The organism is Parasalinivibrio latis (assembly GCF_036825535.1).
Classification (GTDB): Bacteria; Pseudomonadota; Gammaproteobacteria; order Enterobacterales; family Vibrionaceae; genus Parasalinivibrio; species Parasalinivibrio latis.
Map to the genome: position 1 here is coordinate 1294595 of NZ_CP098812.1, position 26892 is coordinate 1321486.

Genomic DNA, 26892 nt, shown 5'->3' on the forward strand with positions numbered 1-26892 from the left:
TATCCGGTTTAACACCCAAATGCGTCAGTCTTAAGAAGGAGTGAATTATGGGTATCTTTTCTCGCTTTGCAGATATTGTGAATGCCAATATCAATTCCCTGTTGGATAAAGCCGAAGATCCACAAAAAATGGTTCGCCTGATTATTCAGGAGATGGAAGATACACTGGTCGAGGTGCGTACCTCTTCCGCAAAAGCAATGGCAGAGCAAAAAGACATGGCTCGCCGGATCCAGCGCTGTGAGGATCAACTTGCCGACTGGCAGCAGAAAGCCACACTTGCTGTTCAAAAAGGACGTGAAGACCTTGCCCGTTCCGCGCTGATTGAAAAACAGAAAGTGACTGAACTGCTGGCATCATTAAATGAAGAACAGCACCTGATTGAAGAAACCATCGCCAAGTTGACCACGGAAATTGCCGAGCTTGAAGAAAAGCTGCGTGAAACCCGTGCCCGACAGCAAGGGCTGGCACTGCGCCGCGAAGCGGCAAGCCAGCGCCGTGATGTCCGCCGCCAGCTGGATTCCGGCAAAATTGATGAAGCGATGGCTCGTTTTGAACAATACGAGCGCCGGGTTGATGAAATCGAAGCGGAAGCTGACAGCTACAGCATCGGTAAGGGCAAACGCCTGGAAGATGAGTTTGCTGAGCTGCAGGCGGAAGACGAGATCGAGAAAGAACTGGCGAAACTCAAGCAGGAAATGCAGGATAAACAATAAGAATTTAACAGGAGACAACTATGTCTATGGCGTTCCTTAGTGTTCCATTGGTGGTGTTTCTCCTGTTTGTGGCCCCTCTCTGGCTGTGGCTGCATTACAGGAGTAAGCGTCAGGTCGGTGAAGGCCTGAGTGGTGATGATGTCCAAAAGCTGCAGGAACTGGCAGATCGTGCCGAACGGTTGCAAAAGCGTGTCGGTTCCCTTGAGCGGATTTTGGATGCAGAAGTACCGGAATGGAGGCGTAATAATGGCTAAGACTCTTTACCGTGACCCTGCGAACGGGAAACTGGGCGGGGTCTGTGCCGGGCTGGCTGAATATTTCGACATGGAAATCTGGCTGGTTCGTATTCTGGTGGTTTCAGCCTTTCTGCTGGGAGGCGGTTTCTTCATCATTGTGGCCTATGTGGCGGCCATGTTGATTCTGGAAAAAATGCCGACTGACAGGGAAGAGGAAGTCCTTCAGCAGCGTCAGCACCAGGTGAAACAAAAACCCTGGCAGTCAGGCCAGACCCCAAACCGGGTGTTAAATGACCTTGAACATGAACTGAATGCGATGGAACTGAAAGTACGAGATATGGAAGCCTATGTGACTTCCTCCAGTTTTCGTGTTCAGCGTGAGTTCAGTAAACTTTGATATGCTTTCCGTCAGAATGTCCGGAATAGCCTGAACTGCGCATAACCCAAAGCGGCAGTCCCGTGTCAAACCGGTACTGCCGCTTCTCATTTAGACCGGAGATAACAATCAAAACGATGAAATCCCTGTCACGTACTTTCGATAAATTAGTCAGCCGTACCCTGGACCGCCACGTACGCCTGGCGATAACCGGCCTCTCCCGCGCCGGTAAAACCGCATTCATCACTTCACTGGTAAACCAACTGCTGCACTCTGGTACACATGATGCGTTGCCGCTGTTTGCGCCCAGCCGTGAGGGCCGCCTTGTTGGTGCCCGCCGCGAGCAGCAGGTTGACCTCAGCATGCCAAGTTTCGCCTACGATGAAGCGATGGGCGCGCTCAACAGCCAGCCTCCCCGTTGGCCCGAGCCAACCCGAGATGTAAGTGAAATCCGCTTGGCTTTGCGTTACCGGGTAAAAGGCTCGGCCATGTCGATGCTGCAGGAAACGGCGATGCTCTACATCGACATTGTTGACTACCCGGGCGAGTGGTTGCTGGATTTGCCGATGCTGAACCTGGATTTTGCGTCCTGGTCGAAACTGCAATTTGAAAAGCTTACCGGCTGCCGGGCTGAGGCAGCCAAAGAGTGGCTGGCTGCGATGGAATCGGTTGATTTAAATACGACGGCAGACGATGGTGAGATAGCGCGGATCAGCGAGCTCTACACCAGCTATCTTCACCGGTGTAAAGACGAATGCGGCCTTCACTACGTACAACCGGGCCGTTTTGTTTTGCCAGGTGAACTGGCCGGTGCCCCGGTGGTTCAGTTCTTCCCTGTAGTCGGTGACATGCCGGAAAAACCGGAAGAGGGCAGCTACTACGCTCGACTGAAACAGCGGTACGACTACTATTGCCAGCATGTGGTAAAGAAGTTTTACCGTGAATACTTCTCAAGTTTTGACCGGCAAATTGTATTGGTGGATGCGCTACAGCCGCTGAACCAGGGCATGGATGTTTTTGGCGACATGCGCCAGGCACTGTCGGAGCTTATTGAGAGTTTCCACTACGGTAGAAACAGCCTGCTCAAACGCCTGTTCGCCCCTCGCATTGACAAGCTGCTGTTTGCGGCAACCAAGGCAGACCATGTCACCCCGGACCAACATGCGAATTTGGTCGCGATGCTGAACCAGCTGATTTACGGTGCTCGGCAGAAAGTGACGTTTGACGGCATTGCCATTGAGTGCATCAGCATTGCATCCATTGAAGCGACGGATGCCGGCTACGTTGCCCATGACGGTAAACAGGTACCGGCACTTCGTGGAACCAACCTGGACGGGCAGAGCCTGACAGTCTACCCCGGTGATGTGCCAGCCAAACTACCAGATGCCGGGTACTGGCAGAATAATGGTTTCGATTTTCAGGCATTCAGGCCAAAGGCGGTGTCAATGGATGACCCGCTGCCACATATCCGCATGGATAAAGCACTGCAATTTTTGCTCGGAGACAAGCTGAAATGAGTGAACTCAAACAAAAAGTGGTGTTCGAGCAACACCTTAATATGCCAAAGCACGATGATACCGGTTTGGTGCCCGGACAGTCGTTTGACAGTGAAAACGGGTTTACGCCTGCCTCTGAAGCAGACAGCCAGGCTATCGAGCAGGCTGTCGAAACCGCGGTGTTGCCAAAGAAGAAACGCTGGGGATTCAGAAGCCTGATTGTGGGTGGCCTGGGACTTGCGGCATGGCAAGGGGTGGATACCGTCTGGAACGCCTGGCAGGGGGCGGACTGGCTCACCCTTGGCTGGGGCGCCTTGGTCGCTGCCGGTGCCGGGATGGGGCTGGCAGCGCTGACCCGAGAGTTTCTTGCACTTCGTCGCCTCCGTAACCGGCAGACAGAAAAAGACGTGGCACAGGAATTGGCTGATAACAATGAGATTGGTAAGGCCCGGCCATTCTGTGAAAAACTAGCCAAGCAAAGCATGATGGCGGAGAGCGCCCATTTTGAACGGTGGCAGCAGCAGGTTAAACCGGCGCATGCAGACCGTGAGGTGCTGGAAATTTACGAACACACGGTACTTTCATGCCAGGATGAAAAAGCCCGCAAGCTGGTGGCCCGTTATGCCTCTGATTCTGCCTTGATGGTGGCAATCAGCCCGCTTGCAGTGGCAGATATGTTGCTGGTGGCCTGGCGGAACCTCCGCATGCTTGAGCAGATTTCTCGGGTGTATGGTGTCGAACTTGGCTACTGGGCACGAATCCGGCTCCTGCGTCTGGTATTTGTCAACATGGCACTTGCCGGTGCGACAGAGCTGGTGGCAGATGCCGGTATGGACCTGCTTTCCATGAACCTGGCCGGCAAGATGTCGACAAGGCTTGCCCAAGGTGTCGGTGTTGGCCTGTTAACCGCCCGACTGGGGCTAAAAGCTATTGCCCTGATGCGTCCGCTGCCTTGGCTGGGCGATGAGCCGCCGAAACTGTCAGAGTTTCGCCGCCAGCTCCTTCGAGAGTTACGCCAGAAAGAAGATTGAACCAAACAAGGTAAAAATGTAATCCGGCAGGCGATTTAGCGCCTGCCGTCTTGACTGACCGCCGCTCTCCCCGCACACTCCAATCAATTGTCAACATTTCGTGACACTTTCAAACCAACCGGCCAAGCCGTTAGCCAAACAGGGTTTTGTCTATGCGTTTACAGGTCTTTTGTGAAGACAGACTTGGATTGACCAGGGAACTGCTGGAGATTCTTGCCAACCGGGAGATTGATCTCCGGGGCATTGAAATCGACCAGTCCGGCATTATTTACCTCAACTGCCCGGAAATTGAATTTGAAGCCTTCAGTGCATTGATGTCTCAGATCCGGCTGATAAGCGGCGTGACTGATGTCCGCAAGATCCAGTTCCTGCCTGCAGAACGTGAGCACCGTGAGCTCCGGGCACTGCTGGAAAGCCTGACAGACCCCGTATTTTCCCTGAGCCTGGGCGGGAAAGTGGATATGGCAAACCGGGCGGCAGCACAACTCCTGGGCCGGACAGAAGAGAGCCTAATCGGAGAGTCTGCCAACAGCATATTTCCGGATTTTAATTTTAACCAGTGGCTGGAAAAAGATGGCGCAAGCCAACTGTGCAGCAAGGTTGTAATGGGCGGGTTGGATTACCTGATGGAAGTCACGCCGGTTTACATTCCAGACCAGACTGAATCCGAAGTGCTGGCGAGCGCCGTAGTTCAGCTAAAACGTGTATCGGTAAACCAGTTACCAGGCACTGTTTACCGGACTCCGAGTGACAATGGGTTCGAGCACTTTGTTGGTCAGTCAACCAAGTTCCGCAACCTTGTCAGCCAGGCCAAGAAAATGGCAATGCTGGATGCTCCTTTGCTTATCCAGGGGGAAACCGGAACCGGCAAAGAAATGCTTGCCCGAGCCTGCCACAAGCAGTCATTGCGTGCAGACAAGCCGTTTATGGTGGTGAACTGCGTATCTATGCCAGACGATGCGGCTGAGTCGGAACTGTTCGGCCATACTACACCAGACGGGCACACTGTTATTAAAGGGATCTTTGAGCAGGCTGAAGGAGGCACGGTTTTCCTGTATGAAGTAGGTGAGATGTCTGCCCACTTGCAGATCAAACTGCTTAGGTTCCTGCAGGATGGCACTTTCCGCCGGGTTGGTGCAGAACAGGAAGTGCATGTGGATGTCAGGGTTATCTGCTCGACCAAGAAAAACCTGATCGAACTTATCGAGCAGGGGGACTTCCGGGAAGACCTTTACTACCGCCTTAATGTGCTGGCACTGAATATCCCGCCACTTCGTGAAAGACCGAGTGATGTGTTGCCTCTGGCAGAAATGTTCATCGGGCAGTTTGCAGCAGAGCTTCACCAGCCAAGGCAAACGCTGGCTGATGATGTTGCCAACACCCTGGTGCAGTATGCGTGGCCGGGAAATGTGCGCCAGCTTAGGAACGTGCTTTTCCGGGCAGTGACCCAGAATGAATCCAGCATCCTGAATGCTGATGACATTGCGTTGCCGGATGTGGAGTCTTCGCAGTTTATCAGCGAAGACTCCCTGAATGGTTCTCTGGACGAAATTATGAAGCGGTATGAATCCGGTATTCTGGAGTCACTTTACCGCAGCTACCCGTCTACACGTAAACTGGCTAAACGGCTGGATATATCCCATACCGCGATTGCCAATAAGCTGCGTGAGTACCACATAGGTAAGAAATAGAAAGAAAAAAGGCGTCAATTAACCATTGTCGCCTTTCCACATTCCATCTCCAGTAACGAATGCTTCATACTTTCGCCATAGCGGTATTCCGTCAGCAGGTGGGCTGCAATGGTCAGCCGGTGGCAGGGAATAATGATTGGGATGGGATTCATATTGGCTGCCATCCGGACGGCTTGGGCAGCGTGGGGCATCCCCATATTTTCTGCAACATCTTCAGCTGACAGCGTTTCACCAAAGGGAATGGATTGAAGCTGATGCCATACTTCTTTTTGAAATACCGTTCCTTCCGGGGCCAGCTTTAAATCAAATACCCGCCTGATACCGGCAAAGTATTCATCAAGCTGATTGGTGTATGAAGACATGATTTCAGGAGAGTGGATCCAGGTTTGGCAGCGTGGACGGGTGAGTTTTTCAAGAGTGAGCCTGCGCAAACCCAGATCGTCGGCTAAAAGATAAACTTCGCCGAATGGAGACAGCAGCGTATCATAGTACATAGCGCAACCAGTGATAGGTTTCTGTAAAGGGGGCGATTTGTTCGAAGAAAGTATAAACGCAAATCCGGTTCTGACTGTGGATGAACTGACGATAAAAGCAATCGGTCGCGAGGATGCGATAAACGTCGCAGCGTACTTTCGGGCAAACCGGGATTTTTTGTTGCCTTGGGAGCCTCACCGGGAGCCGGAGTTTTATTCTGATATCGGATGGCTGAAACGGGCTTCTCAACTGAGTGATTTGCAGCGCCGGCAACTCTCTTATTATTTCCTGATTTACCGTGAAGGCAGTGATGAGGTAATTGGCACTATCAGCTTCAGTAACTTTATCCGTTTTCCAATGTATGCCTGTTATGTCGGTTACTCCCTTGCTGAAAACATGCAGGGTAAAGGGATTATGCGCCGGGCATTGGGTCGCACCATCCGTTTTATGTTTGATGATCTAAAAATACACCGGATAATGGCGAATTACATGCCCAGGAACAGCCGTAGCGAAGCGGTGCTCACCGCCAATGGTTTTACCAAGGAGGGGGTTGCCAAAGCCTACCTTCTGATTAATGGAAAATGGGAAGATCACGTACTGACCTCCCTGATTAACCCAAAATGGACGACAGATGACTGATATATCCCGCCTTAAACAGCAACTCGACCTCATTGTAGAACTGGACAAGCTCAAATCTGTGTTACGGCGCACCCGAATAAAAAGTGCGGACGGCAGGCTTGAAAACTCAGCTGAGCATAGCTGGCAGCTCGCGTTGATGGCAGTGGTTTTGCAGGAGTATTCAGCAGAACCGGTTGACCTTATTACAGTTGTAAAAATGTTGCTCATCCATGATGTTGTTGAAATTGATGTGGGTGACACCTTTGTCTACGACCTTGCGGGTACGGCTGTACAAGCTGAGAAAGAACGACTGGCTGCTGAGCGGATTTTTGGCATGTTGCCACCGGACCAAGGTGAAGAATTGTTGGGTTTGTGGCTTGAGTTTGAGGCAATGGAAACGGCTGAGTCCTGTTTTGCGAAAGCTTTGGATCGTACCATGCCCATGCTTTTAAACCATCATAACGACGGGCAAAGCTGGCTGGAACATGGCGTCCGGTATGAGCAAGCGTTGGCAGTCAACAAAGACAAGATCAGTCAGGGTGCGCCGCAGGTGTGGGAGTATATGAAAACAGTGTTGGACGATGCCAAGGCAAAAGGCTGGTTGGCATAATTCACTCAGATTAAATCGGGAAAAGCGCTTCAGCGGTCACTGAAGTCCTTTTTCTGTTATACCCAAACCTTCTCGAAGGGTGAATTTGACTGGCTCTCATACTGCGTTGCTGTTTCTTGATTTAGAGCCACCAGACCGTCAAAACAGCGCCTTGACTGACAGCCAATCAACTCTTATTGAAAACTGCACCTTGAGGCGATTGGGGTATATCTAGGCTACGGACAGAATTTTCATGGTATTGGTGGATCCCACAATGTCCATGTCGTCCCCCTGAGTGATCAGAACAATATCGCCAGAGTGCACGAAGCCATGCTTTTTGAGTGTCTCGATGGCGTTTGTGGCGATGGCTCTGCCCTCATAGGCATCGCTGTCAAAATAGACTGGCGTAACGCCGCGGTAAAGATTGGCCCGGCGCAGTGCATTGTCCTGGCGGGAAAGGGCGAAAATCGGTCGGCCGGAACTGATCCGGGACATCATCAATGCTGTACGTCCCGACTCGGTAAGGGCGATGATTGCCTTGATGCCCGGCATATGGTTCGCAGCATACATGGCAGCCATTGAGACGGTTTCCTCCCGGCTTTCAAACTGGCTGTCAATGCGGTGGTTGGATACGTTCAATGACGGCATCTTTTCAGCCCCCAGACAGACTTCCCCCATAGCCTTGACGGTTTCCAATGGAAATTGGCCGGCAGCGGTTTCAGCCGAAAGCATCACGGCATCTGACCCATCCAGAACTGCGTTTGCCACATCCATCACTTCAGCCCGGGTTGGCATCGGAGCAGAAATCATGGATTCCATCATTTGGGTGGCAGTTATCACGCAGCGGTTGAGGGCTCGTGCGCGGCGAATCAGTTTTTTCTGCACACCGACCAGCTCAGGGTCGCCAATTTCTACGCCAAGGTCTCCACGGGCAACCATGACGACGTCAGAAGCCAGGATTATGTCGTCCATGGCATCTTCATTATCTACGGTTTCTGCTCGCTCTACTTTCGCCACAATGCGGGTTTCCAAACCGGCATCCACCGCAAGACGGCGGGCGTAATTGATGTCGTCACCATTTCGGGGGAAAGAGACAGCGAGAAAATCAACGCCGATTTTTGCCGCGGTAAGGATGTCTTCCTTATCCTTTTCTGTCAGCGCCGGTGCAGAGAGGCCGCCGCCTTTTTTGTTAATGCCCTTATTGTTGGAAAGCTTGCCGCCTACGGTGACCTGGGTGTGAACTTTATCTCCCTGAACTGAGAGTACTTTTAATTGTATGCGGCCATCGTCCAAGAGCAAAAGATCACCAGTATCAACATCCTTTGGCAGTTCCTTGTAATCAATGCCTACAGCATCTTCATCTCCTTCACCAAGGCCCATTTCGGCATCCAGTGTGAAGCGGTCTCCGACAGTAAGAGAGACTGATCCGGCTTTAAACGTTGAAACCCGGATTTTCGGACCCTGGAGGTCGCCGAGGATGGCAACATGCTCGTTGAGCTTGGCTGAAATCTCCCTAACCTGATTTGCCCGGCGGAGGTGGTCGTCTGATGTTCCATGGGAGAAGTTCAGGCGTACAACGTTGGCTCCGGCTGCTATGAGCTTTTCAAGTACTCCTTCTTTGTCGGTAGAGGGGCCCAGTGTGGTGACTATTTTCGTTCTTCTAAGACGCAATTTCATTGTTAACTCCGGGGAGAAAGCGGAAACCGGCTTTGCAGCCCGTTCCTGTACGGATGAAGTTCGCTTTGGATAAGCATAGACCTACCCGATGCCAATTAACTTGCCACAGGGACTGTAGATACGAAAAAGGCACCCGAAGGTGCCTTGTTTTAAACAATTTTTTCTTTATTGAAGCGGGAATCTTTCAACGCCTCCTTCACCCTGCGAAGGTTCTCGCGGAAGCCGGGTCCGCGTCGCAGTGTGAAGCCCGTGGCAAGCACGTCAACAACCGTCATCTGGACAACGCGGCTCGCCATTGGCATGTAAACATCAGTGTCTTCGGCGACATCCAGCGTAATAGTCAGCGAGCAGACCTTATCCAGTGGAGAGTCTTTGGCCGTGATGCCAATTACGGTAGCGCCATTCTCTTTAGCAAGGAGGGCGATATCGACCAGGCTCTTGGTACGGCCGGTATGGGAGATGATTACCACTACATCACCGTCGTTACAGTTGATGCAACTCATACGCTGCATAACGGTGTCACTGAAACAAACGATAGGGATGTTAAACCGGAAGAATTTGTTCTGCGCATCATTAGCGACAGAAGCCGAAGCACCGAGGCCAAAGAAAGAAATTTTCTTTGCCTGGGTCAGCAGATCCACCGCCCGGTTTATCTGGGTGACATCCAGGCTGTTTTTCGCCACGTCCAGGCAAGCCATGGTAGATTCGAAAATCTTGTTGCAATAAGCCTCAGGACCGTCACTCTCTTCGACATTCCGGTTCACATACGGGGTGCCGGTCGCCAGGCTTTGGGCCAGGTGAAGCTTAAAATCCGGGAAACCCTTGGTGTCGAGACGACGGCAAAAACGGTTAACAGTGGGTTCACTGACGTCCGCCATTTTTGCCAGCGTTGCAATGCTGGAGTGAATGGCAGTCTGCGGTGAAGCGATAATGACTTCAGCGACTTTCCTTTCTGATTTACTGAAGTTTTCAAGATTCTTTTGGATTTTTTCCAGCGTATTCATTTCGGTTACCTGGTTCTGCCGTATTTTTATGACAAGTCTGTCGACTAATTACTTCACTATGGCTTCACAAAACCCATAAACATCTTGTTTCTTATGAGTCTTTCGAAACTGACTTATTCATTTGTGGGATTAAGTGTAGTGTTTGCACAACAAAAAAAAGTTGCGACCATTCACGGTTTAGTTACTGAATTACAAAAATACGGATGGAATTTTCATATAGGTGCTTTGAGTCACATCGAATTGTGAATCGCGTTCAGGATGGATGTAGGATAAGAACTGGTAAAACAATACAAAAATTTGCGTGTCATGTCGAATTTGCCGAGTTTCCTACTGGTGTAGGCAGTTTCCTGTGATGCTGAAAGTCTGAGGGAAAAAGATGAAAGTGACTGTGTGTGGATGTGGTTGGCTGGGCTTGCCATTGGCGGAAAAGCTGGTCATCCGGGGAGATTCAGTAAGGGGAAGCAAAAGGGAGCGGGCCGCAGCCGCCGCTCTGGTTGACCGGGGTATAGAAGGGTTTGTTTTTGACCTTGCCAACAACGAAAAGGCAGACCCTGCTTATTTCACCAGTGATGTAGTGATTGTGAACATCGCTCCAGGGCGCAATAACATTAATGGAGAAGCGTTTGCCCAGCGAATGAAAGGCTGGTTGGAAAGGATGGCAATGAATAGTGAGTGTAACTTGCTGTTTATAAGCACCACGTCCGTATACGGTGAACCGCTTGGTACTGTGACAGAAAGTACGGTACCGGTACCGGAAACTCAATCTGGAATGGCCCACCTGGAGATAGAAAAGGCCATTCAACAGTGTTTTGGAGGCAGAGCAACCATACTGCGTCTTGCCGGGTTGATCGGTGAAGACCGCCACCCCGTGAAGTTTTTGGCAGGCAGGCAACTGACAAACGGAGAACAGCCAGTCAACTTGGTTCACAGGGAAGATGTTATTGAGGCGATTATTAAGATTTTGGACTTGGGGGTGTGGGGGGAGATTTTGCACCTTAGTGCGCAGGAAAACCCGACCCGCAATAGCTACTACACTTGGGGAGCCGAAAGACTTGGACTGGAAAAGCCGGTGTTTGAACCCGGTGGACAGAATGCGAAAGTGGTTGACCCCTCAAGGACACTTGAAATACTCAATTTGGCACTTAAGTATCCGTCCCCATATGACATGCTTTAACATAGTGAATTATGGGGTATGTAGCTGTATATAAAGAAAAAGCCCACGAAAACATCGTGGGCTGAAAAGAAATAGAGAAACAAATAAAGGAGTTTCAAGCAATAGCAGCAATGAACAAATCTGAAACTGCAGTAAGCGGCCGTTTCATCATCTATTAAGTAGGACAGGGCATATCCCGAAGAGTTCATATTTTTTTCAAAAAAATCTCACTTCTCTTTTTCCCGTCTAACGCCCTGTTGCCAGAGATAAAAAAAACCGCCCATCAAATGATGCAGCGGCATTTAGAAGACAATCTTCTTAAGAAAAAGCAGTGGCATTAAATATGACCGGACATAAAAGCCAGAGTTCCCAAAAATTTTAATTTTTTTATTCAAATGAGCACACATGAATTCATGTTCATAGTAATCAATGGGTTACGAAGCCTCGTGTGACTGTTGTCCTGTTGTTACTCTGATGTTGATATTTTCATCTTGTTAAAAATGCTAATGGGATGTAGCATTCAAACATGTGTTTAATACAGGTGAATGAAAATGGCAGCGAAAGGAGATACCAAGGGAAGAATTCTGGATGCCGCTGAGCTGCTCTTCGCTGAGCACGGGTTTAATGACACCTCTCTGCGCACTATCACCAGTAAGGCTGGCGTGAACCTGGCTTCTGTTAACTATCACTTTGGTGACAAGAAAACGTTGGTTCGTTCTGTTCTTGGCCGTTATCTCGAGCAGTTTATGCCTTCTCTAAAAGGGGAGTTGGTGCTGCTTCTCGAACAGCAAGAGTTCACCATGGATGATGTGTTCTCCTGTGTCCGCCATCCCCTGCTTGAACTTGACAGCTACCGGGCAAATGGCGCAGCCCGCTTTATGTTGCTTATAGGTCGCGGCTACACCGACGTGCAAGGACACCTTCGCTGGTTTATCACGACTCGCTATGAAGAAGTCCTGGCACTGTTTACCCAGGCAGTAAGAAGGGCGAACCCGTCATTGGATCCGGAATCCCTGTTCTGGAGGCTCCATTTCACGCTGGGTGCTACGGTATTTACCATGGCATCGAGCGATGCACTGAAAGAAATCGCAGAAAGCGATTTCAATAAAAAAGTAGAAATCAAAGACATTGTTGACCGGCTTGTGCCGTACCTTGCTGCTGGTGTCGCAGCACCCGCTGTGCCATCTATAGGCTTGGTAGGGAAGGCGTCCGGCCAATAACAGAACAATAAAAAAATATAATTCTAATAACGAGATACCCGACAAAAGGACCTGAACTATGAGCTCTCAAAAATCCTGGCGCCGTCGCCATATCAGCGACCGTGCATTTGAAATGTTTAAAAAGGTACTGCCGCCATTGTCTGCCACTGAGCGTGAAGCGATGGAAGCGGGGAGTGTCTGGTGGGACGGCGAACTGTTTGCAGGCAAGCCGCAATGGGAAACCTTGCTGAGTTATCCCAAACCCCGCCTCGCCAAAGATGAGCAGGCCTTCTTGGACAACCAGGTCGAAACGCTCCTGGCAATGCTTGATGATTTTGAGATTGTCCAAAAACAGAGAGATCTGCCTGAAGAGGTATGGACCTACCTGCGTCGGGAAAAATTCTTTTCGCTGATCATCCCTAAAGAGTACGGAGGCCTGGCATTTTCTGCCCATGCCAACTCAACCATTGTGTCGCGTATCGCGACCCGTAGCCTGAGTGCGGCGGTCACCGTGATGGTTCCTAACTCTCTGGGGCCAGGGGAATTGCTTTCCCATTATGGTACACAGGAGCAGAAAGATTACTGGTTGCCCAGACTGGCTAACGGCGATGACATTCCCTGTTTTGCGCTGACCGGCCCTGAAGCCGGATCTGATGCCGGCGGTATCCCCGATGCCGGAGTGGTTTGTTATGGAGAGCACGAAGGGAAGGAAGTGCTGGGTATCCGGGTCAGCTGGAACAAGCGATACATTACGCTTGCCCCGGTTGCTACAGTGCTGGGCCTTGCTTTCAAGCTTTCTGATCCGGATGGCCTCATTGGTGAACAGAAGGATATCGGTATTACCTGTGCGTTAATTCCGGCTGATCACCCGGGAGTCGAAATCGGGAACCGCCATAACCCGCTGGATATGGCATTTATGAACGGAACGACTCGTGGTGATGACGTCTTTATTCCAATGAGTTGGGTTATCGGCGGCCAGGACTATGTTGGCAGGGGCTGGCGTATGCTGGTGGAATGCCTGTCATCCGGCCGTGGTATATCGCTTCCTGCGCTGGGAACAGCGGTTGCACACCTTACCGCCCGTACCACCGGTGCGTATTCTTACGTACGCCGTCAGTTTGGTGTCAACATCGGATCCTTTGAAGGTGTCGCAGAAGGGCTGGGCCGTATAGGTGGTATGACGTATATGCTGGAAGCCGCACGTACACTGACTACCACATCCCTGGATCTGAAAGAGAAGCCGGGCATTGTAACGGCAATTGCTAAATACCATATGACGGAAGCCGCACGTACCCTGTTGAATGACGCTATGGACATTCATGCCGGCCGCGCTATCCAGCTTGGCCCCATGAACTACCTTGGCCATCATTACTTTGGTATTCCGGTTGCGATTACCGTTGAAGGGGCAAATATCCTCACCCGGAACCTGATGATTTTCGGGCAGGGTGCTACGCGTTGCCATCCTTATGTCCTGTCAGAGATGGAGGCTGCAGCTAACCCCGATACCGAGCAAGGGGCAAAAGATTTCGACCGCCTGTTGTTCAAACACATTGGTTTTGCCGTAGGGAATGTGAGTAAGGCGTTGGTCAACGCGTTTACCCGTTCTCGCTTCAACAAGTCTCCAGTCAGTGGTGAAACTGCAGACTATTACCGCCAGTTGTCCAGAATGAGCCGTGCGTTAGCCGTTGCAGCAGACTTTGCGATGCTGACCCTGGGTGGTGAGCTCAAGCGCCGTGAAATGCTCTCAGCACGTATGGGCGATGTACTGAGCCACCTTTACCTGGCTTCCGCCACATTGAAGCGCTTTGAGGATGAAGGCCGCCAGCAAAGTGATTTGCCGATGGTTCATTATTCACTGCAGTACTGCTTGTACAAGTGTGGTGTGGCGTTTAAGGAAATCTTCGGAAACTTCCCACGCAAAGGTGTTGGCCCGCTGCTGAAGGGGCTGCTGTTCCCGCTGGGTATTCACTATAAAGCACCATCGGATGAACTTTGTGTTGAAGTGGCAAAACTGACCATGACGCCGGGGGCTCACCGTGAGCGCCTGACACATCTTTGCTATGTGGGTGAGAAGGACAATGATCCGGTTGCAATCATGGAGCGCGCATTCCTGGCAATGTACGAAGCCCGTGGAATAGAGAAGAAAATGGGTAAGGCGGCGAAAGACGGGTTGATTCCTCGTAAGGGCCCGCTGCTTGAACGCCTATCCCTTGCGCTGGAGGCAGGTGTACTGACCGAAGCTGAAGTCAATCAAATGAAAGAAGCGGATGCGCTGCGATATCGTGCAGTCCAGGTCGATGAATTTGAACCATCCTGGTTTCAAAACAAAGCGCCACAGGTGAAGGTGGAAAAACCGTCCCGGCGTCGAACCAAAGCGACCACAGAAGCTGCCTGATAACTGCTGACAAAGATAAAAACACCGTGCGGGCCACGGTGTTTTTTTGTTCTTCATTTTTAACTCATCCAACCTGTAAACAAATAGGCTGATTTTCAGTGAGAAAAACGCGAAACTATGCGCACGTTTATCACCTTTCCCGGCTTTGTAAGGGACTTAGAAGATGATTATCAAACCAAAAATTCGCGGTTTTATCTGTACTACAACGCATCCTGTTGGCTGTGAAGCTAACGTAAAGGAACAAATCGAGTTCACCAAAGCTCAAGGCACAATTGAAAACGGCCCTAAGCGTGTACTGGTGATCGGTGCCTCTACCGGCTACGGTCTGGCTTCACGTATTACTGCAGCATTTGGCAGCGGCGCAGCGACAATCGGTGTATTCCTGGAAAAACCGGGAACGGAGAAAAAGCCGGGTTCTGCAGGCTGGTACAACACTGCAGCGTTTGACAAATTTGCCAAGGCAGAAGGCCTGTATGCCAAAAGCCTGAACGGTGATGCGTTCTCCCACGAAGCCAAGCAGGCAACTATTGACCTGATCAAAGCCGATCTCGGCCAGGTGGATATGGTGGTTTACTCGCTGGCATCGCCAGTACGTAAGATGCCAGAGACAGGTGAACTGGTTCGCTCAACCCTGAAACCGATTGGTGAAACCTACACGGCTACCGCGGTAGATACCAATAAAGATGTATTGATTGAAGCGACCATCGAACCCGCTAACCAGGAAGAAATCGACAATACCGTTAAGGTAATGGGCGGTGAAGACTGGGAGCTATGGATCAACGCATTGTCTGAAGCCGGTGTATTGGCAGACGGCTGCAAAACAGTTGCTTACAGCTATATCGGTACTGAAATCACCTGGCCTATCTACTGGAACGGTACTATCGGCCAGGCCAAGATGGACTTGGATCGTGCGGCAACAGCCCTTAATGACCAACTGTCAGCTAAAGGCGGCTCAGCGAATGTAGGCGTACTGAAGAGTGTGGTCACTCAGGCAAGTGCTGCCATTCCGGTGATGCCTCTTTACATCGCTCTGTCGTTCAAAAAGATGCGCGAAGAGGGTGTCCACGAAGGCTGTATCGAGCAAATTAACCGCCTGATGCGCCAGCGTATGTACAAAGCTGATGGTTCTGCTGCGGAAGTAGATGAAGCCAACCGTCTGCGCTTGGATGACTGGGAACTTCGTGAAGAGATCCAGAAAGACTGCATGGAGAAATGGCAGCAGGTAACCAATGAGAACCTGTTTGAAATTGCCGACTACCAGCTTTATAAAGACGAATTCATGAAACTGTTCGGCTTTGGTCTCGCTGGCGTAGACTACGAAGCTGATGTAAATCCGGTTGTTGAGTTCGACGTAAAGGATTTCTAAATCCAGTATTGGTGTAAAAAAACCGGCGTAAGCCGGTTTTTTTGGACGTTTGAAAACCACATTGTGTGATATTTATCATTTTTGGCTGAATAAAAAGCAGTTGAAACAGAGAATTGCATTTTCTACGTGACACAGTGAAAAACTAATGTAGAATGCATCTTCGTTGAGAGGGGAATACCTCCTTAATGGCGCGTTGGCAGAGTGGCTATGCAGCGGATTGCAAATCCGTGGACCTCGGTTCGACTCCGGGACGCGCCTCCATTTGCGACACTAGCTCAGTTGGTAGAGCGCAACCTTGCCAAGGTTGAGGTCACGAGTTCGAACCTCGTGTGTCGCTCCAAATTATTCAGGTTCGGTAACTTAACCGGGCATGAGAAAGACAATTTGTTAATGGTGCTTACCATAGCAATCAAGAATTGCGTGCCCTGATGGTGGAATTGGTAGACACAAGGGATTTAAAATCCCTCGACGTTCGCGTTGTGCCGGTTCAAGTCCGGCTCGGGGCACCATTAAAATTCAAGCATTTAAGGCCACTTTCAAAAGTGGCCTTTTTTGTGCATGGTGCCATTTTCAGAAAATGGTTCAGAAAATAGATTTTCAAGCCAAATCCCGGCTGCTCATTTTTCTATACAATTTCCTTTTCTACTCCTGATATTTTTATTCAATTATTTCCATGACCTCAATAAGCCAAGCAGAATTGTCCCAACCCGTATAACAATTTGAAGCGGCTAATCCAGGGACAGTAGACACATGTACCGTAACTTCGTGTTCACCTGCACTAATGTTGGGACAGTAACCAGTTATGCTGGTATTTGAATGGACATTTGAATGATTTGCATCATGTCGGTCTGCATAAAGCATTACATTTCCACAACTATTGTTCCCATCTAAATTAACTGCCCACCGACACCCCTTTTGGTTGCCTGTTACTCGAGTATTGTCAACATAATTAATTCTCAATATTGTGTCGTCCCTAAGCTTTTCAAATGAAAGTTTTTTCGTCTGTAACAATCCATCATCTAGTTCATTATTTGGACCGTTACCACCAATATGGGAAACAGATAAAACTTTTCCTGGATATTTCTTTATATTATTTACGGCTTCTTTTGCTGCTTGCTCTTGGCCTTGGATAGAAGCATAAGTCGCCTGGGATTTATGAAGTTTTTCTGTCATTTCATTTTGTAATTTCAATGCTTTTTCATGGAATTTTTCTATTTCTCTGTTGAGTGTTATTTCGTTACTCTCAATTAACTTACTTAACTTTTCCTCGTATTTCTCTTTAAAAAGCACAAATTCAGGATCTTTGTTACTTACGTATCTACTTTCAATGAAAATAAATGCCCCAAATATTGCAGCTATGACAGCAACTAACCCTGCCAAGATTCCCGCTAATGCTCCTATGGTTCCAAGTATTCCGGAAGACTTTTGTTTTCCTTCCATGATTTCACCATTCACTTAAATGTTGATTGAATATGTCAAGTTTTTTCAGACTCTATGGCGTATTTGGAAACAGAACGGTGGAAGAAACTACGATATTTCCCCGTTAAAAATCAAACCTATCCTGAGCTGAAAATGATTTGCCGTGTGTGTTATGAAGGTAATACTATGTGAGTGTTAATATACGTCTGAAAAATGCGACTAAGAGAGATGTTTAGTTTTAAGTCCGATGACAATTGGAAAAAGGAATTGGTATATAATGTGTTAGTCTATGTGAATGTCCGATCAGTGTTCTGAGCTGAAAACGCTTCAAAACAATTAGACAGCCTTAGCTAATCTTAATCTGGTTTTGAATAAAGCAATGTTGTACCTAATTTGATACATTTGAAGACTATTTCTTTTTGTGCCGTCCAATATCTTTTTGAAGGGTTTGGACTACTTCCACTTTGCGATTGTATGTTGAGACCTGTCGCTCTGTTTTGTGTCCCGAAAATATCTGCTTGTCCTGTACACTGCCCTCATAATCACTGATTCCCTTCGCTTTGAGGTCATGGAAGGTGAAATCCAAGGGTAGTCCGGTTGCCGCTCGGGCAATTTGTCTTACTTTGCTCCATCGGTGACTGAAAACATCTCGGGAATACTGCTTTCCTGTTGACTGGTGAATAACAAAGATACTGTTATTCCCAAATGCTTCATCGCACTCACTGACTGCTTTTCGCAGTGCAGGGGTCCAGGCTTTAATTTGTTTTTTCCCGGTCTTGCCCTGCTGTATGAAAATACCTTCTTCCAGCAGTTGGGACTTTTTAAGCGCGAGGACATCTCCCTGACGCGCAGCGCAAAGGTAACTGATTTCCATGGCGGCACGAACGACAGGGCAGGCGTGCTGGTAGACAGCTTCGTACTCGGCATCAGTAACATACCGGTCCCTGGCAACTTCCTTGAACTGCCTGACTCCCTGGCAAGGGTTTCGTTTTGCATACCCTCTTTCGTAAGCCCACCTGAACATACGTGAAAAAAAAGCTTTCTCCCTGTTAGCCTGGACTTTTGAGTGCCTGCCCCTGATATCCATGTAGCGACGGATATGTTGTGGCTCGACGCTATCCGGAGCCATCCTTCCGAAGACAGGGATGATTTTCTTTGAGTATTTTCGGTAGTCTACTTGTGTGGCTGGAGCCAGATCTTCGAAGTCGGTACTCATGAAAAATTTCTCAATCAACGCTTCAATGTAAAGATTCTTTTCAAACTCCAGTAATTTTTGTTTGTAAGCATTCCATACTTCTTCGTGCCCAGCTTCGAGCCCACAAAGACGAATGACACCGCCTGAAGAAGGACGCCATTCATAGGCACTTCGTCCTTGGTAAACTCGAGAAGGCATCCATTCGTGTTCTTTACTGCGCTTCCTACCTGCCATTACATGATTGCCTCAAAATTAGGGATTGGGGCATCCGGTTTTTCCTCAACGATGCGCTGATTGGCAATGTTGGGATGCATGATATGCCACCAATTCGTAAATACAGAATTGGTCGCTTTTCGGTAAATGACAAATATTCCCGCACTCCTGAGAAGGCGAAGTTGTTCTTTGGAGCTCTTGTACCCTGTCACCAGGTAAAGTTCTTCCGCGGTGAGTGGGCGGCAAAGGTTCATGTCCATGCTGTGTACCTCCCTGGGTGCTTTGAAACAAAGTTACATCAGCCGAAGTAACTTGATTGAGTTACGTCGGATTCAGCTCAGCAGTGGTTCAACAAACGGCTCTGATTCAAGCTCGAGCTTTTCAATCATGTCCCAGATATCCGGGTCATCATCTTCCAGCAGGCTGAGCGCATAGCTGCGGTATTGAAGTTGGGTAAGGGTGTGCTGCTCGATCTCCACCATGACGGTGTCTTCTTCTGGCGGGGCATCTTCAGCATGCTGCTCTATCAACTTTAGCTGACGAAGGGCGGCATTCTTGGCTGATATCGCTTCTTCCACTTTGTCACCGAATTCCGCCTCTGTGATGTCGGTTTTCTCCAACTGGATTATTGCCATCAACACTTCATCTTTCGTGCTGTCCAGGTACTGGGAGGGCAGGGAGCTGATACTGCTGATATCCAGAGTTATCCGGGCAAGGCGGACCTGCTCAGCCATGGCATCCTGTTTCACCCTTTCAATCAGGGCATCGTTTACTGCCTGGAGCGCGTCTTGTTTGGCAGTGAGTGCGTCTGAAATCATCTCGCCAAACTGCTCGGCATCAACAGGCATGTCATTGATGGCGTTTGACAGTTCGGTCAGTTCATCCTTGGTTTCTGTTCCTTTTAGCTGGGCAACCTGACGGATGTTTTCAATCCGGGCCAGGATAGCGTCCCTGGCTTCAGCTTCCTGCCTGGCTTGCTCCGCTTCCCATTCCGTTCTGGGCTTTAACACTTCACGCCGCAAGCTGTTCAGCTCATCTTCCACCTGCTTGCGGGTGGCTTTAACCCGTTTGATTTGGTCCTCCTTGGAGGCAATCAGCCCATTGATGGAATCAACCAGAGTGGTTTTGCTTTTGCTGACCTTGAGCGCCAGCGCGCCAATTCGTTCACGTCCCTTACGAGTCTCCACGTCCGGCACTTCACTGGAAGCTTCTGTACGGATGGCATCCAGAAGAGGGCGGATACTGCTGATGTCGGTCAGGAGCTCAATGGCTTCTTCTTTCTCTAAGGTGCGGAGCTGGTTAAGTGTGGTGAGCTGTTTCATGGTCGGTTCCCTCGAGTTTGCTTTTGGCATCCCGGTAAACGTCGCCAATGTGTTGAATCAGGCTTGCCGGGGAAACACCGAATTCCTCGGCTTTTTCGGTCGCCAGGTCGACAGCCAGGCGGTAAGCGTTATCCAACGTTGCCTTGCTTGGCATCTCTGGCAGGACGGCGATTGATTCCTGTAGCTTGGCTTCTATGTCAGAAAGAACGGTTTGCTCATGTTCAGCAGCGTAATCGATGAGCTGTTGTTTCTTCTCGTCCTTGGTCTTGATGACTTTCTGCAACAGCTCCCGGTCGCCTGACGCCTTGGCTGCCTTGGTCGCTTCAGAGAACGCCCTGGAAAGTTCATCCATTGTGTTGGCACCAAGCATGGCGGACAGAAATTCTTCGTAGTCACGCTGCGGGATTGCCCATGCGGGCAGTGTCGGCTCGCGCCAGTCGATATACCTGTCTGGCTTGCCTTTTTCACGGTGGACATGGATGTTGCCATAACGCTTATCCTTGTATCCGTTTGCTTTGCGAGATTCCGCAAAGGTGGTTTCCATCTGGTAGAGGTAGCGCCCAATACCCCACTGGACAGCGGCGCGTTTCATGGAGGTAGAGCGGGCAGTCTTTACCGCATCGATGTTGCGGCGGGTACCAAACTCAGCCGCATCCCATTTGGTAAAGCTCCTGCCTTCCAGGTACAGGGTGATGCCACACTCCACGCCGATGATTTCATTGCCTGAGCGAATGTCCCTGTACTCGACTTCCCAGCCAAAGACACCAACGGCATCATCCAACCGCTGTTGGACAGCCCGGGCAGTGATGTAAGGCACTGCCATTACCCAGGGGTTTTCACCCGATATGCCTGCCTGTTGTACCCGCCACTCAATATCTTCGGGCGGGAACATGGCGGAGAGTTTTTCTTGGAGACACATAACTGAGCCTTACATCCAGCCAGCGTCGAAAGCGGCTTCAATGTTTTCTTCTTCAAGCTGTTTGGTCAGCCCTATTTCGAATTTGCTGCGGTGGGACTGGATGAAGTCATTGAACGCTTCCTCAATGAGGATTTGTGAAAACATGGCGTTCTGGATGTAGTCGGACTGGCGGTGTTTAAGGTCTGAATTGTGCAGGGCGCGAAGGATAGCGACTACCGCTGTCATGTTCCCGTTTTGGAAGTCGTTGATCAGGTAGTCAATGAAGTCATCTTCGTAGTTCAGGCCACAGACCTCATTGCCGAACCGGATGTCATCGCCACACCGTTCCATGTAGGCATCGAGCAGGTTGTCCCACGATTCCTGTGCGCAGACCTGGCGGTCGTGATTGTTCATGGCAATAACGGTGGCGCATGGTTGGTTTGATTGATAAGACATGGTGCTGTTCCTCTTCGCAAGCGTGGAGTACGAACACTTCTCCGACATGTATTCAGTTTGATGAATTAAACGTTAAGACTCATATCAATTGGATTTTAGTTTAACGCATTAAACATTTCGGTCAAACAAAATGTTTAATTGATTAAACATATTTTCAGAGGATAACAAAAAACCCGCAGTGAGCGGGTTTGAAGAATTATTGATAGTTCAGAAAGTTAGTACAATACAGAAGACCAGAAAACCTTCCCAATAATCCGGATCCGCTGGCTTTCCTCTAATGAATAGGATTCGTCTGGATACTCTTGAGTATTGTAGCTGCGTAATCGGATACCACCCCCAGGCAGACGGTAGATAAGTTTTACCCGTAGGAGGCCATCGTGATTTATGGCATACATTTTACCGTCCACAATATCGGCAGCAGACGTATTTACACCAATCACTGAACCGTCGGGTAGGACAGGCTCCATACTGGTTCCTGAGACTTTTACACAAACTGCTGCGGTAATAGGAACACCAACACGTTTCAGTGTCGATTTAGCGAACTTCAGTTTATAGGTGGTATGTTCTAGCGGATCGAAAGTACCGTCCCCGGCAGCTAATTCCACATCTGCCAAAAAAGGAAGATCGACATCATCTTCATCCGGCTCTGATGAACTATCCCAAGCCTCTATTCGACCAACGATAGACGCATTCTCGACAATAGGGCGTTTAGTCGGTGTCTCAATACCTTCATCAAGATCCTTGGCATCGAGGCCAAGTACTTCTGCAAGCTTAAAGAGATTTCTACCTTTTGGTCTAGACAGACCATTTCTCCAAAGAGAAACCGTCCCTCTGGATACACCCACTCTCTTAACAATGTCTGCTGGCTTTAAGCCGAGCTTAACCATGTACTGGTTAATCAGTTCTGAAGTCTCCATGTTTTACATGTTAAACATTATTTTGTTTAACCGCCTAGACATAGAATGTTTAATAGATTAAATTTTGTTTAATCGTGGCAACGGGAGGTGTTCATGAAAAAGAAGGACGTGATCGACTACTACGGTAGTCAATCAAAAGCAGCTCGAGCCCTAAGAATTCATCGATCAACCATTTCTAACTGGCCTGATGATGTACCTCCTTTGACCGCATATCGAATTGAACGGATGACGAAAGGAAAGCTGAAGTTCTTAGACCCTTGGTTAGAAGAAATTGAGCTTAGTACGCAGCATAAACTCAGACAGGAGCAGTGCCAATGACCCCTCAAAAACACCGCCTGATGACACTTCACAAGTACATTTCAAAGTGGCTACAGCGTAACGGAATGAGCCAGTCTGTCGTCGCTCAGGAGATTGTTGAGAGTTTCAGGGCGTTAGATCTGGATAAAGCACTTCAGGTTGAAGACATCTTTTTCATGGATACCGGTGATGTCTTCACTGATGTCGCTACAAATCGTCAAAAGATCTTTCGTTGGCTGGGCTTTATGGACAACGGATCCAAGCGAAGTCCAAGCCGCCTTTTCTTTGTCGAGCAGGCAATCGTTGCTGCCATGCCACCTGATATTCGGGCTTCCTACCTTAACGAAGTCTATGGCGACTGCGGGATGTTCTTTGGTGCTGAAGCTATCGCCACTGAATTCTGCCGACTGGATCCGTCGAAGATGACGGAGTCGATGATCAAAGAAGGTTCAGAGGCTCAAATCGCACTGCTTCAACTGGGGGAGAACCCCAACCATGAAAAGGTCCGGGAAGCGATTCAGGAACTGCGTGAATCCATTGCCACGAACCTTAGCGCGCTTCGTCTGATTGACGAGAAGTATGGGAGGTGAGGTATGAGTATCATCCGAGTCAAACGCCCCAATCATTTCAGCATAATCAGTAACGCCGTTTTTGCTGATAACCAGCTTTCTTTCCAGTCTATGGGCTTGCTGTCGTATCTCCTGTCGAAACCTGATGACTGGACGGTGAGTGTGGACCACCTGGTGAAGGTCACGGAAGGGACATCCAAGAAAACCGGACGGGAAGGGCTCTACAACATCCTGAAGGAGCTCAAACATGCCGGGTTTGTTCATGTTCAAAAGCATGCCAGTGGCAAGGTGACTTACACGGTGCATGATGAGCCTCATCCGGATAAGCCTGATAAGGAAAACCCCGATGAGGGAATGCCTGATACGGCTGACCCTGATGAGGCTAAGCCTAATCAGGCTGAGCCGACACTACTAAATACTGAATATAAACAAACACTGAACAGGACCAATAAAACGTGCGCGCAAAGCGCCGATGACCCCGCCGCTTTCCACCTGCTGTCAAAAAGCGGGGAGTACTTCCCCGTTACCGATGACTACCTTTCAGAGCTGACCAACGCTTTCCCCCAGGTGAATGTCAGGGCAGAGCTTGCCAAAGCAGCCCAATGGCTCAATGCCAACCCGCCGAGACGGAAAACCCTGAGAGGCATGAGGCGCTTTGTCAGCAATTGGCTATCCAGGTCTGAGCGTTTTGCATCTTCGTCGCAGCCTGCGATGAACCGTCAGGAAGCACTGGAAGCGCGTAACGCCCAGGTGGTTTCGGAATGGCTCCAGGAAAAGTTCGGCAACGTTTACGACCAGGCATCATGAGGGCAGGGATATGCGTGAATCCGATGCGGACCAGTTTGCGACACGATTAACCGAAGTGCTGGCGATCTACCAGCGCAGCATTTCGAAAGGGGTGATTGGTACATGGTGGCGGGCGCTGAAGCACTTTGACTTTACCTCGGTGGACGAGGCGTTGGACAAGCATGTTCAGAACCCGGATGAAGGGCAGTACGCCCCAAAGCCAGCGGACATCATTAAGCTGCTGGGTGGTACCAGCAAAGACAGGGCATTGATTGCCTGGGCGGATGTTCAAACCGCGATAGGCACAGTGGGAGGTTACAACTCCGTGGTGTTTCCAGACCCGTTAATCCATGCCGTGGTCACTGACATGGGTGGCTGGTCAAAGCTCTGCCAGACCGAAGAGCCTGAAATGCCCTTCAGGGGAAACGAATTCCAGAACCGGTACCGGGCATACCTGTTCAACCCGCCAAGCTCTTACCCGCAAAAACTGATTGGTCTGTCCGAGACGACAAATTCTGCTGGTGGGAAGGACGTAGACCCGCCCATTCCGTTTGGTGACAAGAAAAAGTGCCGGGTGACCTTCGCCAATGGCAGGAAACCTTCCTTGTCCATGGGACCCGCATTACTCCAACCGAAAGAAGGGGGAGAGCATGTTTAAATCTGACTTATCGAAGGATGATCTTGAATACCTGGCGATGCGGAAGGAGCTGGAGACTCAGGCAGCGAGGGCATTTGTCCGGCAGGTGGTGATCGTCAACTACCGGAGCTACACGCCTTTGCGGGAGCAGATGATTATCCGAAAGCTCAGCGACACCTTTGGGCTGGAAGAAGAAACCATCAGGCTGCGCTGGTACAAGACTGGGATACCCGACTTTTTCCTTGAAGACGTTCTGGCGTACTGCCGGATAAACGGGTTGAAGATGTGGCGGCATTCATTCAGGCCACCGGATGAGATTGTGATGATGTGTCTGGAGCGTAAGAAGTACCAAAAGGCCAGCACGAAGAAATCCAGGGAGGCCGCATGATGGAACTATTGGAGTGGGACGCGATAGCCTGCTTGGTTAGCTGGACGGTTTGGTTTGGGGCGATTGCTATACGGGGAGGGCAGGATGACAACGAACGGTAACCTGTCATTCGTGAAAGCGAGGGGCCTTGTTCTGGCCCCAATGTCTGAGAACGAAGAAGCTTTCCTTAATTCCAAAAGGGTAGGGGCAGTGCTGGAATTCCCCAAGCCAAAGGAAGTGCGGAACCCGTTTTTCCACCGCAAATTCTTTGCCCTGTTAAACCTTGGTTTTGATTATTGGGAACCGACAGGTGGGACGCTGTCACCAACAGAGCGCAAGCTGCTGGAAGGGTTCGCACATTACCTGGGGGAGCAGGGTGGGAAGTTCGATGTGTTTGAGTCGCTGGCTAACCACTACATGGATGCGGTGGCACTGCGGCGCGCCCACATCACAGCAGAGAAGTCTTTCGAGGCTTACCGGAGGTGGGTGGCGATTGAGGCGGGATTTTTTGATGTGACGGTGCTGCCAAACGGCATTATCCGCAAGGAGGCCAAGAGCATTGCCTTTGCCAGTATGGATGACAGTGAGTTTCGGGAGCTGTATCAGGCGGCTTTCACGGTTATCTGGAACCATATTCTGTACCGCAACTTCCGGCATGAGTCGGAGGTGGATGCGGCGGTTAACCAATTGCTGGGGTTCGCATGAGTATTCCAAAGCAAACGGCGTTCAGGTCTGCCCAATGGCGTGAAGCTGCCAAAGGGCAACCCTGTTCGTTGCAGATACCGGGAGTGTGTAACCACGACCCGGAGACTACGGTGCTGGCGCACCTACCCAGCCCAATGCATGGCATGGCTTACAAGTCAGACGACTGGTTTGCCGTGGACTGCTGTAGTGCCTGCCATGATGTGATTGATGGGCGGGTGCCATTTGATTGGATGCCAGGGGAAAGGGAGAGGTTTTACCTACAGGGATTATATCTGACCTGGAACCGGAGGCTAGGAGAGAGCATTGGCTGCTGACGCAGCCAAAAGAACGCTATTGCCTATTTACTGGAGAAGGGCTCATATGTGTTATGGCTAAATTGCACCATGATATATTTTGTTGTCAAACGATGCCTTATCGAAGCGCCTGATATAATCTAGCAGTTTTACAATATGCTCATCAAAAATTTCAAAATCTTCAGGATGACGAATATCGAGCATGGCGGACTTTTTGATGTAGAAAACTATACGTGCCCATGATTTAAAATGCTCTTCAGATAAAACAGCAGCTACAGGTAAAAGTGCAGTTAATGCATCAATGTCGATTTTACAATGTTGTATGAAACTATGACGAAAATCACTTGGTGTGCTTTGACTATTTGAAAATTCGTTTTTTAATCTATTGAGCACGGTTTGATTTTGGGTGTGTTCTAAACCATAGAAACTGAACTCTTTTGGCATCGATTTAAAACTGGCGAACTCATTTATAATGAAAACTAGAAACTCTCTCAGACGCTTTTCTTTAGCAATCTTTTGTTTTGAGTCTTCATGCTCTTGCCACTTGTTGAACACAAGTAATACTACAAACAGCTCAAAAAACACGCCGGTAAACTCAGGCAGCAAGTTGTCCGTGTAATGAATCGTTCCGAAATTAGCAAAACCATGTGTAACCAAGTAAACAAGCACTAGCAGGCAACACCAGATGATGTTGTTCTTGTTTAGATATTTAGAAATTTTCAATTTATCTCCATAATTAATTCTTAGCTATAACGCTCGCTTAAGCGGTGAGCAACGCAATGTGATGTTTCTGCAAACCA

At 49.5% G+C, this 26892-nt stretch carries 30 protein-coding genes and 3 tRNA genes; 22 read left to right on the forward strand and 11 right to left on the reverse strand.

What is annotated here, in order from left to right; genetic code table 11:
* Positions 1-47: 47 nt before the first annotated feature.
* The 6 genes from pspA (at position 48) to tyrR (ending at position 5543) form a co-directional block, all read left to right on the forward strand.
* Positions 48-713 carry a phage shock protein PspA gene (pspA, locus tag NF212_RS06225; RefSeq protein ID WP_434359810.1) on the forward strand — a complete coding sequence of 222 codons (666 nt, stop codon included), beginning with the start codon at positions 48-50 and terminating at the stop codon, positions 711-713.
* A 20-nt stretch (positions 714-733) separates the two neighbouring features.
* The gene (gene pspB / locus NF212_RS06230) at positions 734-967 is read left to right on the forward strand and encodes an envelope stress response membrane protein PspB (RefSeq protein WP_434359812.1); all 234 of its coding nucleotides are present in this window, start codon (positions 734-736) and stop codon (positions 965-967) included.
* Entirely contained in the window at positions 960-1346 is a 387-nt protein-coding gene (gene pspC, locus NF212_RS06235) for an envelope stress response membrane protein PspC (protein WP_434359814.1), read from the forward strand. The genes pspB and pspC overlap by 8 nt, the downstream gene beginning before the upstream one ends.
* Before the next feature lie 116 nt (positions 1347-1462).
* Positions 1463-2842 (forward strand): YcjX family protein, encoded by a 1380-nt coding sequence (locus NF212_RS06240; RefSeq protein ID WP_434359817.1) that lies wholly within the window; start codon positions 1463-1465, stop codon positions 2840-2842.
* Positions 2839-3852: a YcjF family protein gene (locus NF212_RS06245; protein WP_434359819.1), complete on the forward strand. Its 1014-nt coding sequence runs from the start codon at positions 2839-2841 to the stop codon at positions 3850-3852. The genes NF212_RS06240 and NF212_RS06245 overlap by 4 nt, the downstream gene beginning before the upstream one ends.
* A 152-nt stretch (positions 3853-4004) precedes the next feature.
* Positions 4005-5543 carry a transcriptional regulator TyrR gene (gene tyrR, locus NF212_RS06250; RefSeq protein WP_434359821.1) on the forward strand — a complete coding sequence of 513 codons (1539 nt, stop codon included), beginning with the start codon at positions 4005-4007 and terminating at the stop codon, positions 5541-5543.
* 14 nt (positions 5544-5557) lie between these two features.
* Here the strand turns inward: tyrR and NF212_RS06255 are convergent, their stop codons facing one another.
* On the reverse strand, positions 5558-6037 hold the full coding sequence (locus tag NF212_RS06255) for a methylated-DNA--[protein]-cysteine S-methyltransferase (RefSeq protein WP_434359823.1): 480 nt from the start codon (positions 6035-6037) through the stop codon (positions 5558-5560).
* Between the two features lie 37 nt (positions 6038-6074).
* On the opposite strand from NF212_RS06255, the gene rimJ reads away from it, so the two are divergent.
* Both rimJ and NF212_RS06265 read left to right on the forward strand, forming a co-directional pair.
* Positions 6075-6656 (forward strand): ribosomal protein S5-alanine N-acetyltransferase, encoded by a 582-nt coding sequence (rimJ, locus tag NF212_RS06260; RefSeq protein WP_434359825.1) that lies wholly within the window; start codon positions 6075-6077, stop codon positions 6654-6656.
* A gap of 1 nt (position 6657) precedes the next feature.
* Positions 6658-7245, forward strand: a complete 588-nt coding sequence (locus tag NF212_RS06265; protein ID WP_434360842.1) for an HD domain-containing protein — start codon at positions 6658-6660, stop codon at positions 7243-7245.
* Positions 7246-7455: 210 nt separating this feature from the next.
* Here NF212_RS06265 and pyk read toward each other — a convergent pair whose 3' ends face one another.
* The gene (gene pyk, locus NF212_RS06270; protein WP_434359827.1) at positions 7456-8901 is read right to left on the reverse strand and encodes a pyruvate kinase; all 1446 of its coding nucleotides are present in this window, start codon (positions 8899-8901) and stop codon (positions 7456-7458) included.
* Between the two features lie 149 nt (positions 8902-9050).
* A complete protein-coding gene (locus tag NF212_RS06275) occupies positions 9051-9905 on the reverse strand; it encodes a MurR/RpiR family transcriptional regulator (protein WP_054676628.1) in 855 nt (284 codons plus the stop codon).
* 376 nt (positions 9906-10281) lie between these two features.
* Between NF212_RS06275 and NF212_RS06280 the strand changes: the two genes are divergently transcribed.
* The 7 genes from NF212_RS06280 to NF212_RS06310 all read left to right on the forward strand — a co-directional run bounded on the left by NF212_RS06280 (position 10282) and on the right by NF212_RS06310 (position 16527).
* Positions 10282-11079 (forward strand): NAD(P)H-binding protein, encoded by a 798-nt coding sequence (locus NF212_RS06280; RefSeq protein WP_434359830.1) that lies wholly within the window; start codon positions 10282-10284, stop codon positions 11077-11079.
* A gap of 530 nt (positions 11080-11609) precedes the next feature.
* Positions 11610-12278: a TetR/AcrR family transcriptional regulator gene (locus NF212_RS06285; protein ID WP_434359832.1), complete on the forward strand. Its 669-nt coding sequence runs from the start codon at positions 11610-11612 to the stop codon at positions 12276-12278.
* A 58-nt stretch (positions 12279-12336) separates the two neighbouring features.
* Positions 12337-14652 carry an acyl-CoA dehydrogenase gene (locus tag NF212_RS06290; protein ID WP_434359834.1) on the forward strand — a complete coding sequence of 772 codons (2316 nt, stop codon included), beginning with the start codon at positions 12337-12339 and terminating at the stop codon, positions 14650-14652.
* A gap of 163 nt (positions 14653-14815) precedes the next feature.
* Positions 14816-16018, forward strand: a complete 1203-nt coding sequence (fabV, locus tag NF212_RS06295; RefSeq protein ID WP_434359836.1) for an enoyl-ACP reductase FabV — start codon at positions 14816-14818, stop codon at positions 16016-16018.
* Between the two features lie 187 nt (positions 16019-16205).
* Positions 16206-16279, forward strand: a tRNA-Cys gene (locus NF212_RS06300).
* A 3-nt stretch (positions 16280-16282) separates the two neighbouring features.
* Positions 16283-16358: transfer RNA gene (locus NF212_RS06305), tRNA-Gly, on the forward strand.
* Positions 16359-16440: 82 nt separating this feature from the next.
* Positions 16441-16527, forward strand: a tRNA-Leu gene (locus NF212_RS06310).
* Between the two features lie 148 nt (positions 16528-16675).
* Here the strand turns inward: NF212_RS06310 and NF212_RS06315 are convergent.
* From NF212_RS06315 to NF212_RS06345, 7 genes are all read right to left on the reverse strand, one after another.
* Positions 16676-17458: a hypothetical protein gene (locus NF212_RS06315; protein ID WP_434359838.1), complete on the reverse strand. Its 783-nt coding sequence runs from the start codon at positions 17456-17458 to the stop codon at positions 16676-16678.
* Positions 17459-17846: 388 nt separating this feature from the next.
* Complete coding sequence (locus tag NF212_RS06320; RefSeq protein ID WP_434359840.1) at positions 17847-18866, reverse strand: tyrosine-type recombinase/integrase; 1020 nt, start codon at positions 18864-18866, stop codon at positions 17847-17849.
* Entirely contained in the window at positions 18866-19105 is a 240-nt protein-coding gene (locus NF212_RS06325) for a hypothetical protein (RefSeq protein ID WP_434359842.1), read from the reverse strand. Before NF212_RS06325 ends, NF212_RS06320 begins: the two co-directional genes overlap by 1 nt.
* 72 nt (positions 19106-19177) lie before the next feature.
* Positions 19178-20167 (reverse strand): hypothetical protein, encoded by a 990-nt coding sequence (locus tag NF212_RS06330; RefSeq protein ID WP_434359844.1) that lies wholly within the window; start codon positions 20165-20167, stop codon positions 19178-19180.
* Positions 20145-21086, reverse strand: coding sequence for a Rad52/Rad22 family DNA repair protein (locus NF212_RS06335; protein ID WP_434359846.1), 942 nt, complete (start codon positions 21084-21086; stop codon positions 20145-20147). The genes NF212_RS06330 and NF212_RS06335 overlap by 23 nt, the downstream gene beginning before the upstream one ends.
* A 9-nt stretch (positions 21087-21095) precedes the next feature.
* Entirely contained in the window at positions 21096-21521 is a 426-nt protein-coding gene (locus tag NF212_RS06340; RefSeq protein WP_434359848.1) for a hypothetical protein, read from the reverse strand.
* Positions 21522-21736: 215 nt separating this feature from the next.
* Complete coding sequence (locus NF212_RS06345; protein WP_434359850.1) at positions 21737-22438, reverse strand: LexA family transcriptional regulator; 702 nt, start codon at positions 22436-22438, stop codon at positions 21737-21739.
* A 93-nt stretch (positions 22439-22531) separates the two neighbouring features.
* On the opposite strand from NF212_RS06345, the gene NF212_RS06350 reads away from it, so the two are divergent.
* The 7 genes from NF212_RS06350 to NF212_RS06380 all read left to right on the forward strand — a co-directional run bounded on the left by NF212_RS06350 (position 22532) and on the right by NF212_RS06380 (position 26113).
* Positions 22532-22756: a Cro/CI family transcriptional regulator gene (locus tag NF212_RS06350; RefSeq protein WP_082392422.1), complete on the forward strand. Its 225-nt coding sequence runs from the start codon at positions 22532-22534 to the stop codon at positions 22754-22756.
* Complete coding sequence (locus NF212_RS06355; RefSeq protein WP_434359852.1) at positions 22753-23325, forward strand: hypothetical protein; 573 nt, start codon at positions 22753-22755, stop codon at positions 23323-23325. Before NF212_RS06350 ends, NF212_RS06355 begins: the two co-directional genes overlap by 4 nt.
* 3 nt (positions 23326-23328) lie before the next feature.
* Complete coding sequence (locus NF212_RS06360) at positions 23329-24111, forward strand: hypothetical protein (RefSeq protein ID WP_434359854.1); 783 nt, start codon at positions 23329-23331, stop codon at positions 24109-24111.
* Positions 24112-24121: 10 nt separating this feature from the next.
* Entirely contained in the window at positions 24122-24748 is a 627-nt protein-coding gene (locus NF212_RS06365; RefSeq protein ID WP_434359856.1) for a DUF6475 domain-containing protein, read from the forward strand.
* Positions 24741-25115, forward strand: a complete 375-nt coding sequence (locus NF212_RS06370; protein ID WP_434359858.1) for a hypothetical protein — start codon at positions 24741-24743, stop codon at positions 25113-25115. Before NF212_RS06365 ends, NF212_RS06370 begins: the two co-directional genes overlap by 8 nt.
* 84 nt (positions 25116-25199) lie before the next feature.
* Positions 25200-25799: a DUF1367 family protein gene (locus NF212_RS06375; protein WP_434359860.1), complete on the forward strand. Its 600-nt coding sequence runs from the start codon at positions 25200-25202 to the stop codon at positions 25797-25799.
* Positions 25796-26113: a nuclease domain-containing protein gene (locus NF212_RS06380; protein ID WP_434359862.1), complete on the forward strand. Its 318-nt coding sequence runs from the start codon at positions 25796-25798 to the stop codon at positions 26111-26113. The genes NF212_RS06375 and NF212_RS06380 overlap by 4 nt, the downstream gene beginning before the upstream one ends.
* 57 nt (positions 26114-26170) lie before the next feature.
* On the opposite strand, the gene NF212_RS06385 is transcribed toward NF212_RS06380, so the two are convergent.
* Positions 26171-26815, reverse strand: coding sequence for a hypothetical protein (locus tag NF212_RS06385; RefSeq protein WP_434359864.1), 645 nt, complete (start codon positions 26813-26815; stop codon positions 26171-26173).
* Positions 26816-26892: the final 77 nt, after the last annotated feature.

Excerpts from the sequence above, each read along its gene's own strand:
- pspA (WP_434359810.1), top strand. The coding sequence starts at position 48 with ATGGGTATCTTTTCTCGCTTTGCAGATATTGTGAATGCCAATATCAAT.
- pspB (WP_434359812.1), top strand. The coding sequence starts at position 734 with ATGTCTATGGCGTTCCTTAGTGTTCCATTGGTGGTGTTTCTCCTGTTT.
- NF212_RS06330 (WP_434359844.1), bottom strand. The coding sequence starts at position 20,167 with ATGAAACAGCTCACCACACTTAACCAGCTCCGCACCTTAGAGAAAGAA.
- NF212_RS06315 (WP_434359838.1), bottom strand. The coding sequence starts at position 17,458 with ATGGAAGGAAAACAAAAGTCTTCCGGAATACTTGGAACCATAGGAGCA.
- NF212_RS06345 (WP_434359850.1), bottom strand. The coding sequence starts at position 22,438 with ATGGAGACTTCAGAACTGATTAACCAGTACATGGTTAAGCTCGGCTTA.
- NF212_RS06350 (WP_082392422.1), top strand. The coding sequence starts at position 22,532 with ATGAAAAAGAAGGACGTGATCGACTACTACGGTAGTCAATCAAAAGCA.
- NF212_RS06370 (WP_434359858.1), top strand. The coding sequence starts at position 24,741 with ATGTTTAAATCTGACTTATCGAAGGATGATCTTGAATACCTGGCGATG.
- NF212_RS06290 (WP_434359834.1), top strand. The coding sequence starts at position 12,337 with ATGAGCTCTCAAAAATCCTGGCGCCGTCGCCATATCAGCGACCGTGCA.
- NF212_RS06325 (WP_434359842.1), bottom strand. The coding sequence starts at position 19,105 with ATGGACATGAACCTTTGCCGCCCACTCACCGCGGAAGAACTTTACCTG.
- pyk (WP_434359827.1), bottom strand. The coding sequence starts at position 8,901 with ATGAAATTGCGTCTTAGAAGAACGAAAATAGTCACCACACTGGGCCCC.
- NF212_RS06365 (WP_434359856.1), top strand. The coding sequence starts at position 24,122 with ATGCGTGAATCCGATGCGGACCAGTTTGCGACACGATTAACCGAAGTG.
- NF212_RS06360 (WP_434359854.1), top strand. The coding sequence starts at position 23,329 with ATGAGTATCATCCGAGTCAAACGCCCCAATCATTTCAGCATAATCAGT.
- NF212_RS06375 (WP_434359860.1), top strand. The coding sequence starts at position 25,200 with ATGACAACGAACGGTAACCTGTCATTCGTGAAAGCGAGGGGCCTTGTT.
- NF212_RS06340 (WP_434359848.1), bottom strand. The coding sequence starts at position 21,521 with ATGTCTTATCAATCAAACCAACCATGCGCCACCGTTATTGCCATGAAC.
- NF212_RS06255 (WP_434359823.1), bottom strand. The coding sequence starts at position 6,037 with ATGTACTATGATACGCTGCTGTCTCCATTCGGCGAAGTTTATCTTTTA.
- NF212_RS06280 (WP_434359830.1), top strand. The coding sequence starts at position 10,282 with ATGAAAGTGACTGTGTGTGGATGTGGTTGGCTGGGCTTGCCATTGGCG.
- NF212_RS06245 (WP_434359819.1), top strand. The coding sequence starts at position 2,839 with ATGAGTGAACTCAAACAAAAAGTGGTGTTCGAGCAACACCTTAATATG.
- NF212_RS06240 (WP_434359817.1), top strand. The coding sequence starts at position 1,463 with ATGAAATCCCTGTCACGTACTTTCGATAAATTAGTCAGCCGTACCCTG.
- NF212_RS06285 (WP_434359832.1), top strand. The coding sequence starts at position 11,610 with ATGGCAGCGAAAGGAGATACCAAGGGAAGAATTCTGGATGCCGCTGAG.
- tyrR (WP_434359821.1), top strand. The coding sequence starts at position 4,005 with ATGCGTTTACAGGTCTTTTGTGAAGACAGACTTGGATTGACCAGGGAA.
- NF212_RS06275 (WP_054676628.1), bottom strand. The coding sequence starts at position 9,905 with ATGAATACGCTGGAAAAAATCCAAAAGAATCTTGAAAACTTCAGTAAA.
- NF212_RS06380 (WP_434359862.1), top strand. The coding sequence starts at position 25,796 with ATGAGTATTCCAAAGCAAACGGCGTTCAGGTCTGCCCAATGGCGTGAA.
- NF212_RS06355 (WP_434359852.1), top strand. The coding sequence starts at position 22,753 with ATGACCCCTCAAAAACACCGCCTGATGACACTTCACAAGTACATTTCA.
- NF212_RS06320 (WP_434359840.1), bottom strand. The coding sequence starts at position 18,866 with ATGGCAGGTAGGAAGCGCAGTAAAGAACACGAATGGATGCCTTCTCGA.
- pspC (WP_434359814.1), top strand. The coding sequence starts at position 960 with ATGGCTAAGACTCTTTACCGTGACCCTGCGAACGGGAAACTGGGCGGG.
- NF212_RS06335 (WP_434359846.1), bottom strand. The coding sequence starts at position 21,086 with ATGTGTCTCCAAGAAAAACTCTCCGCCATGTTCCCGCCCGAAGATATT.
- fabV (WP_434359836.1), top strand. The coding sequence starts at position 14,816 with ATGATTATCAAACCAAAAATTCGCGGTTTTATCTGTACTACAACGCAT.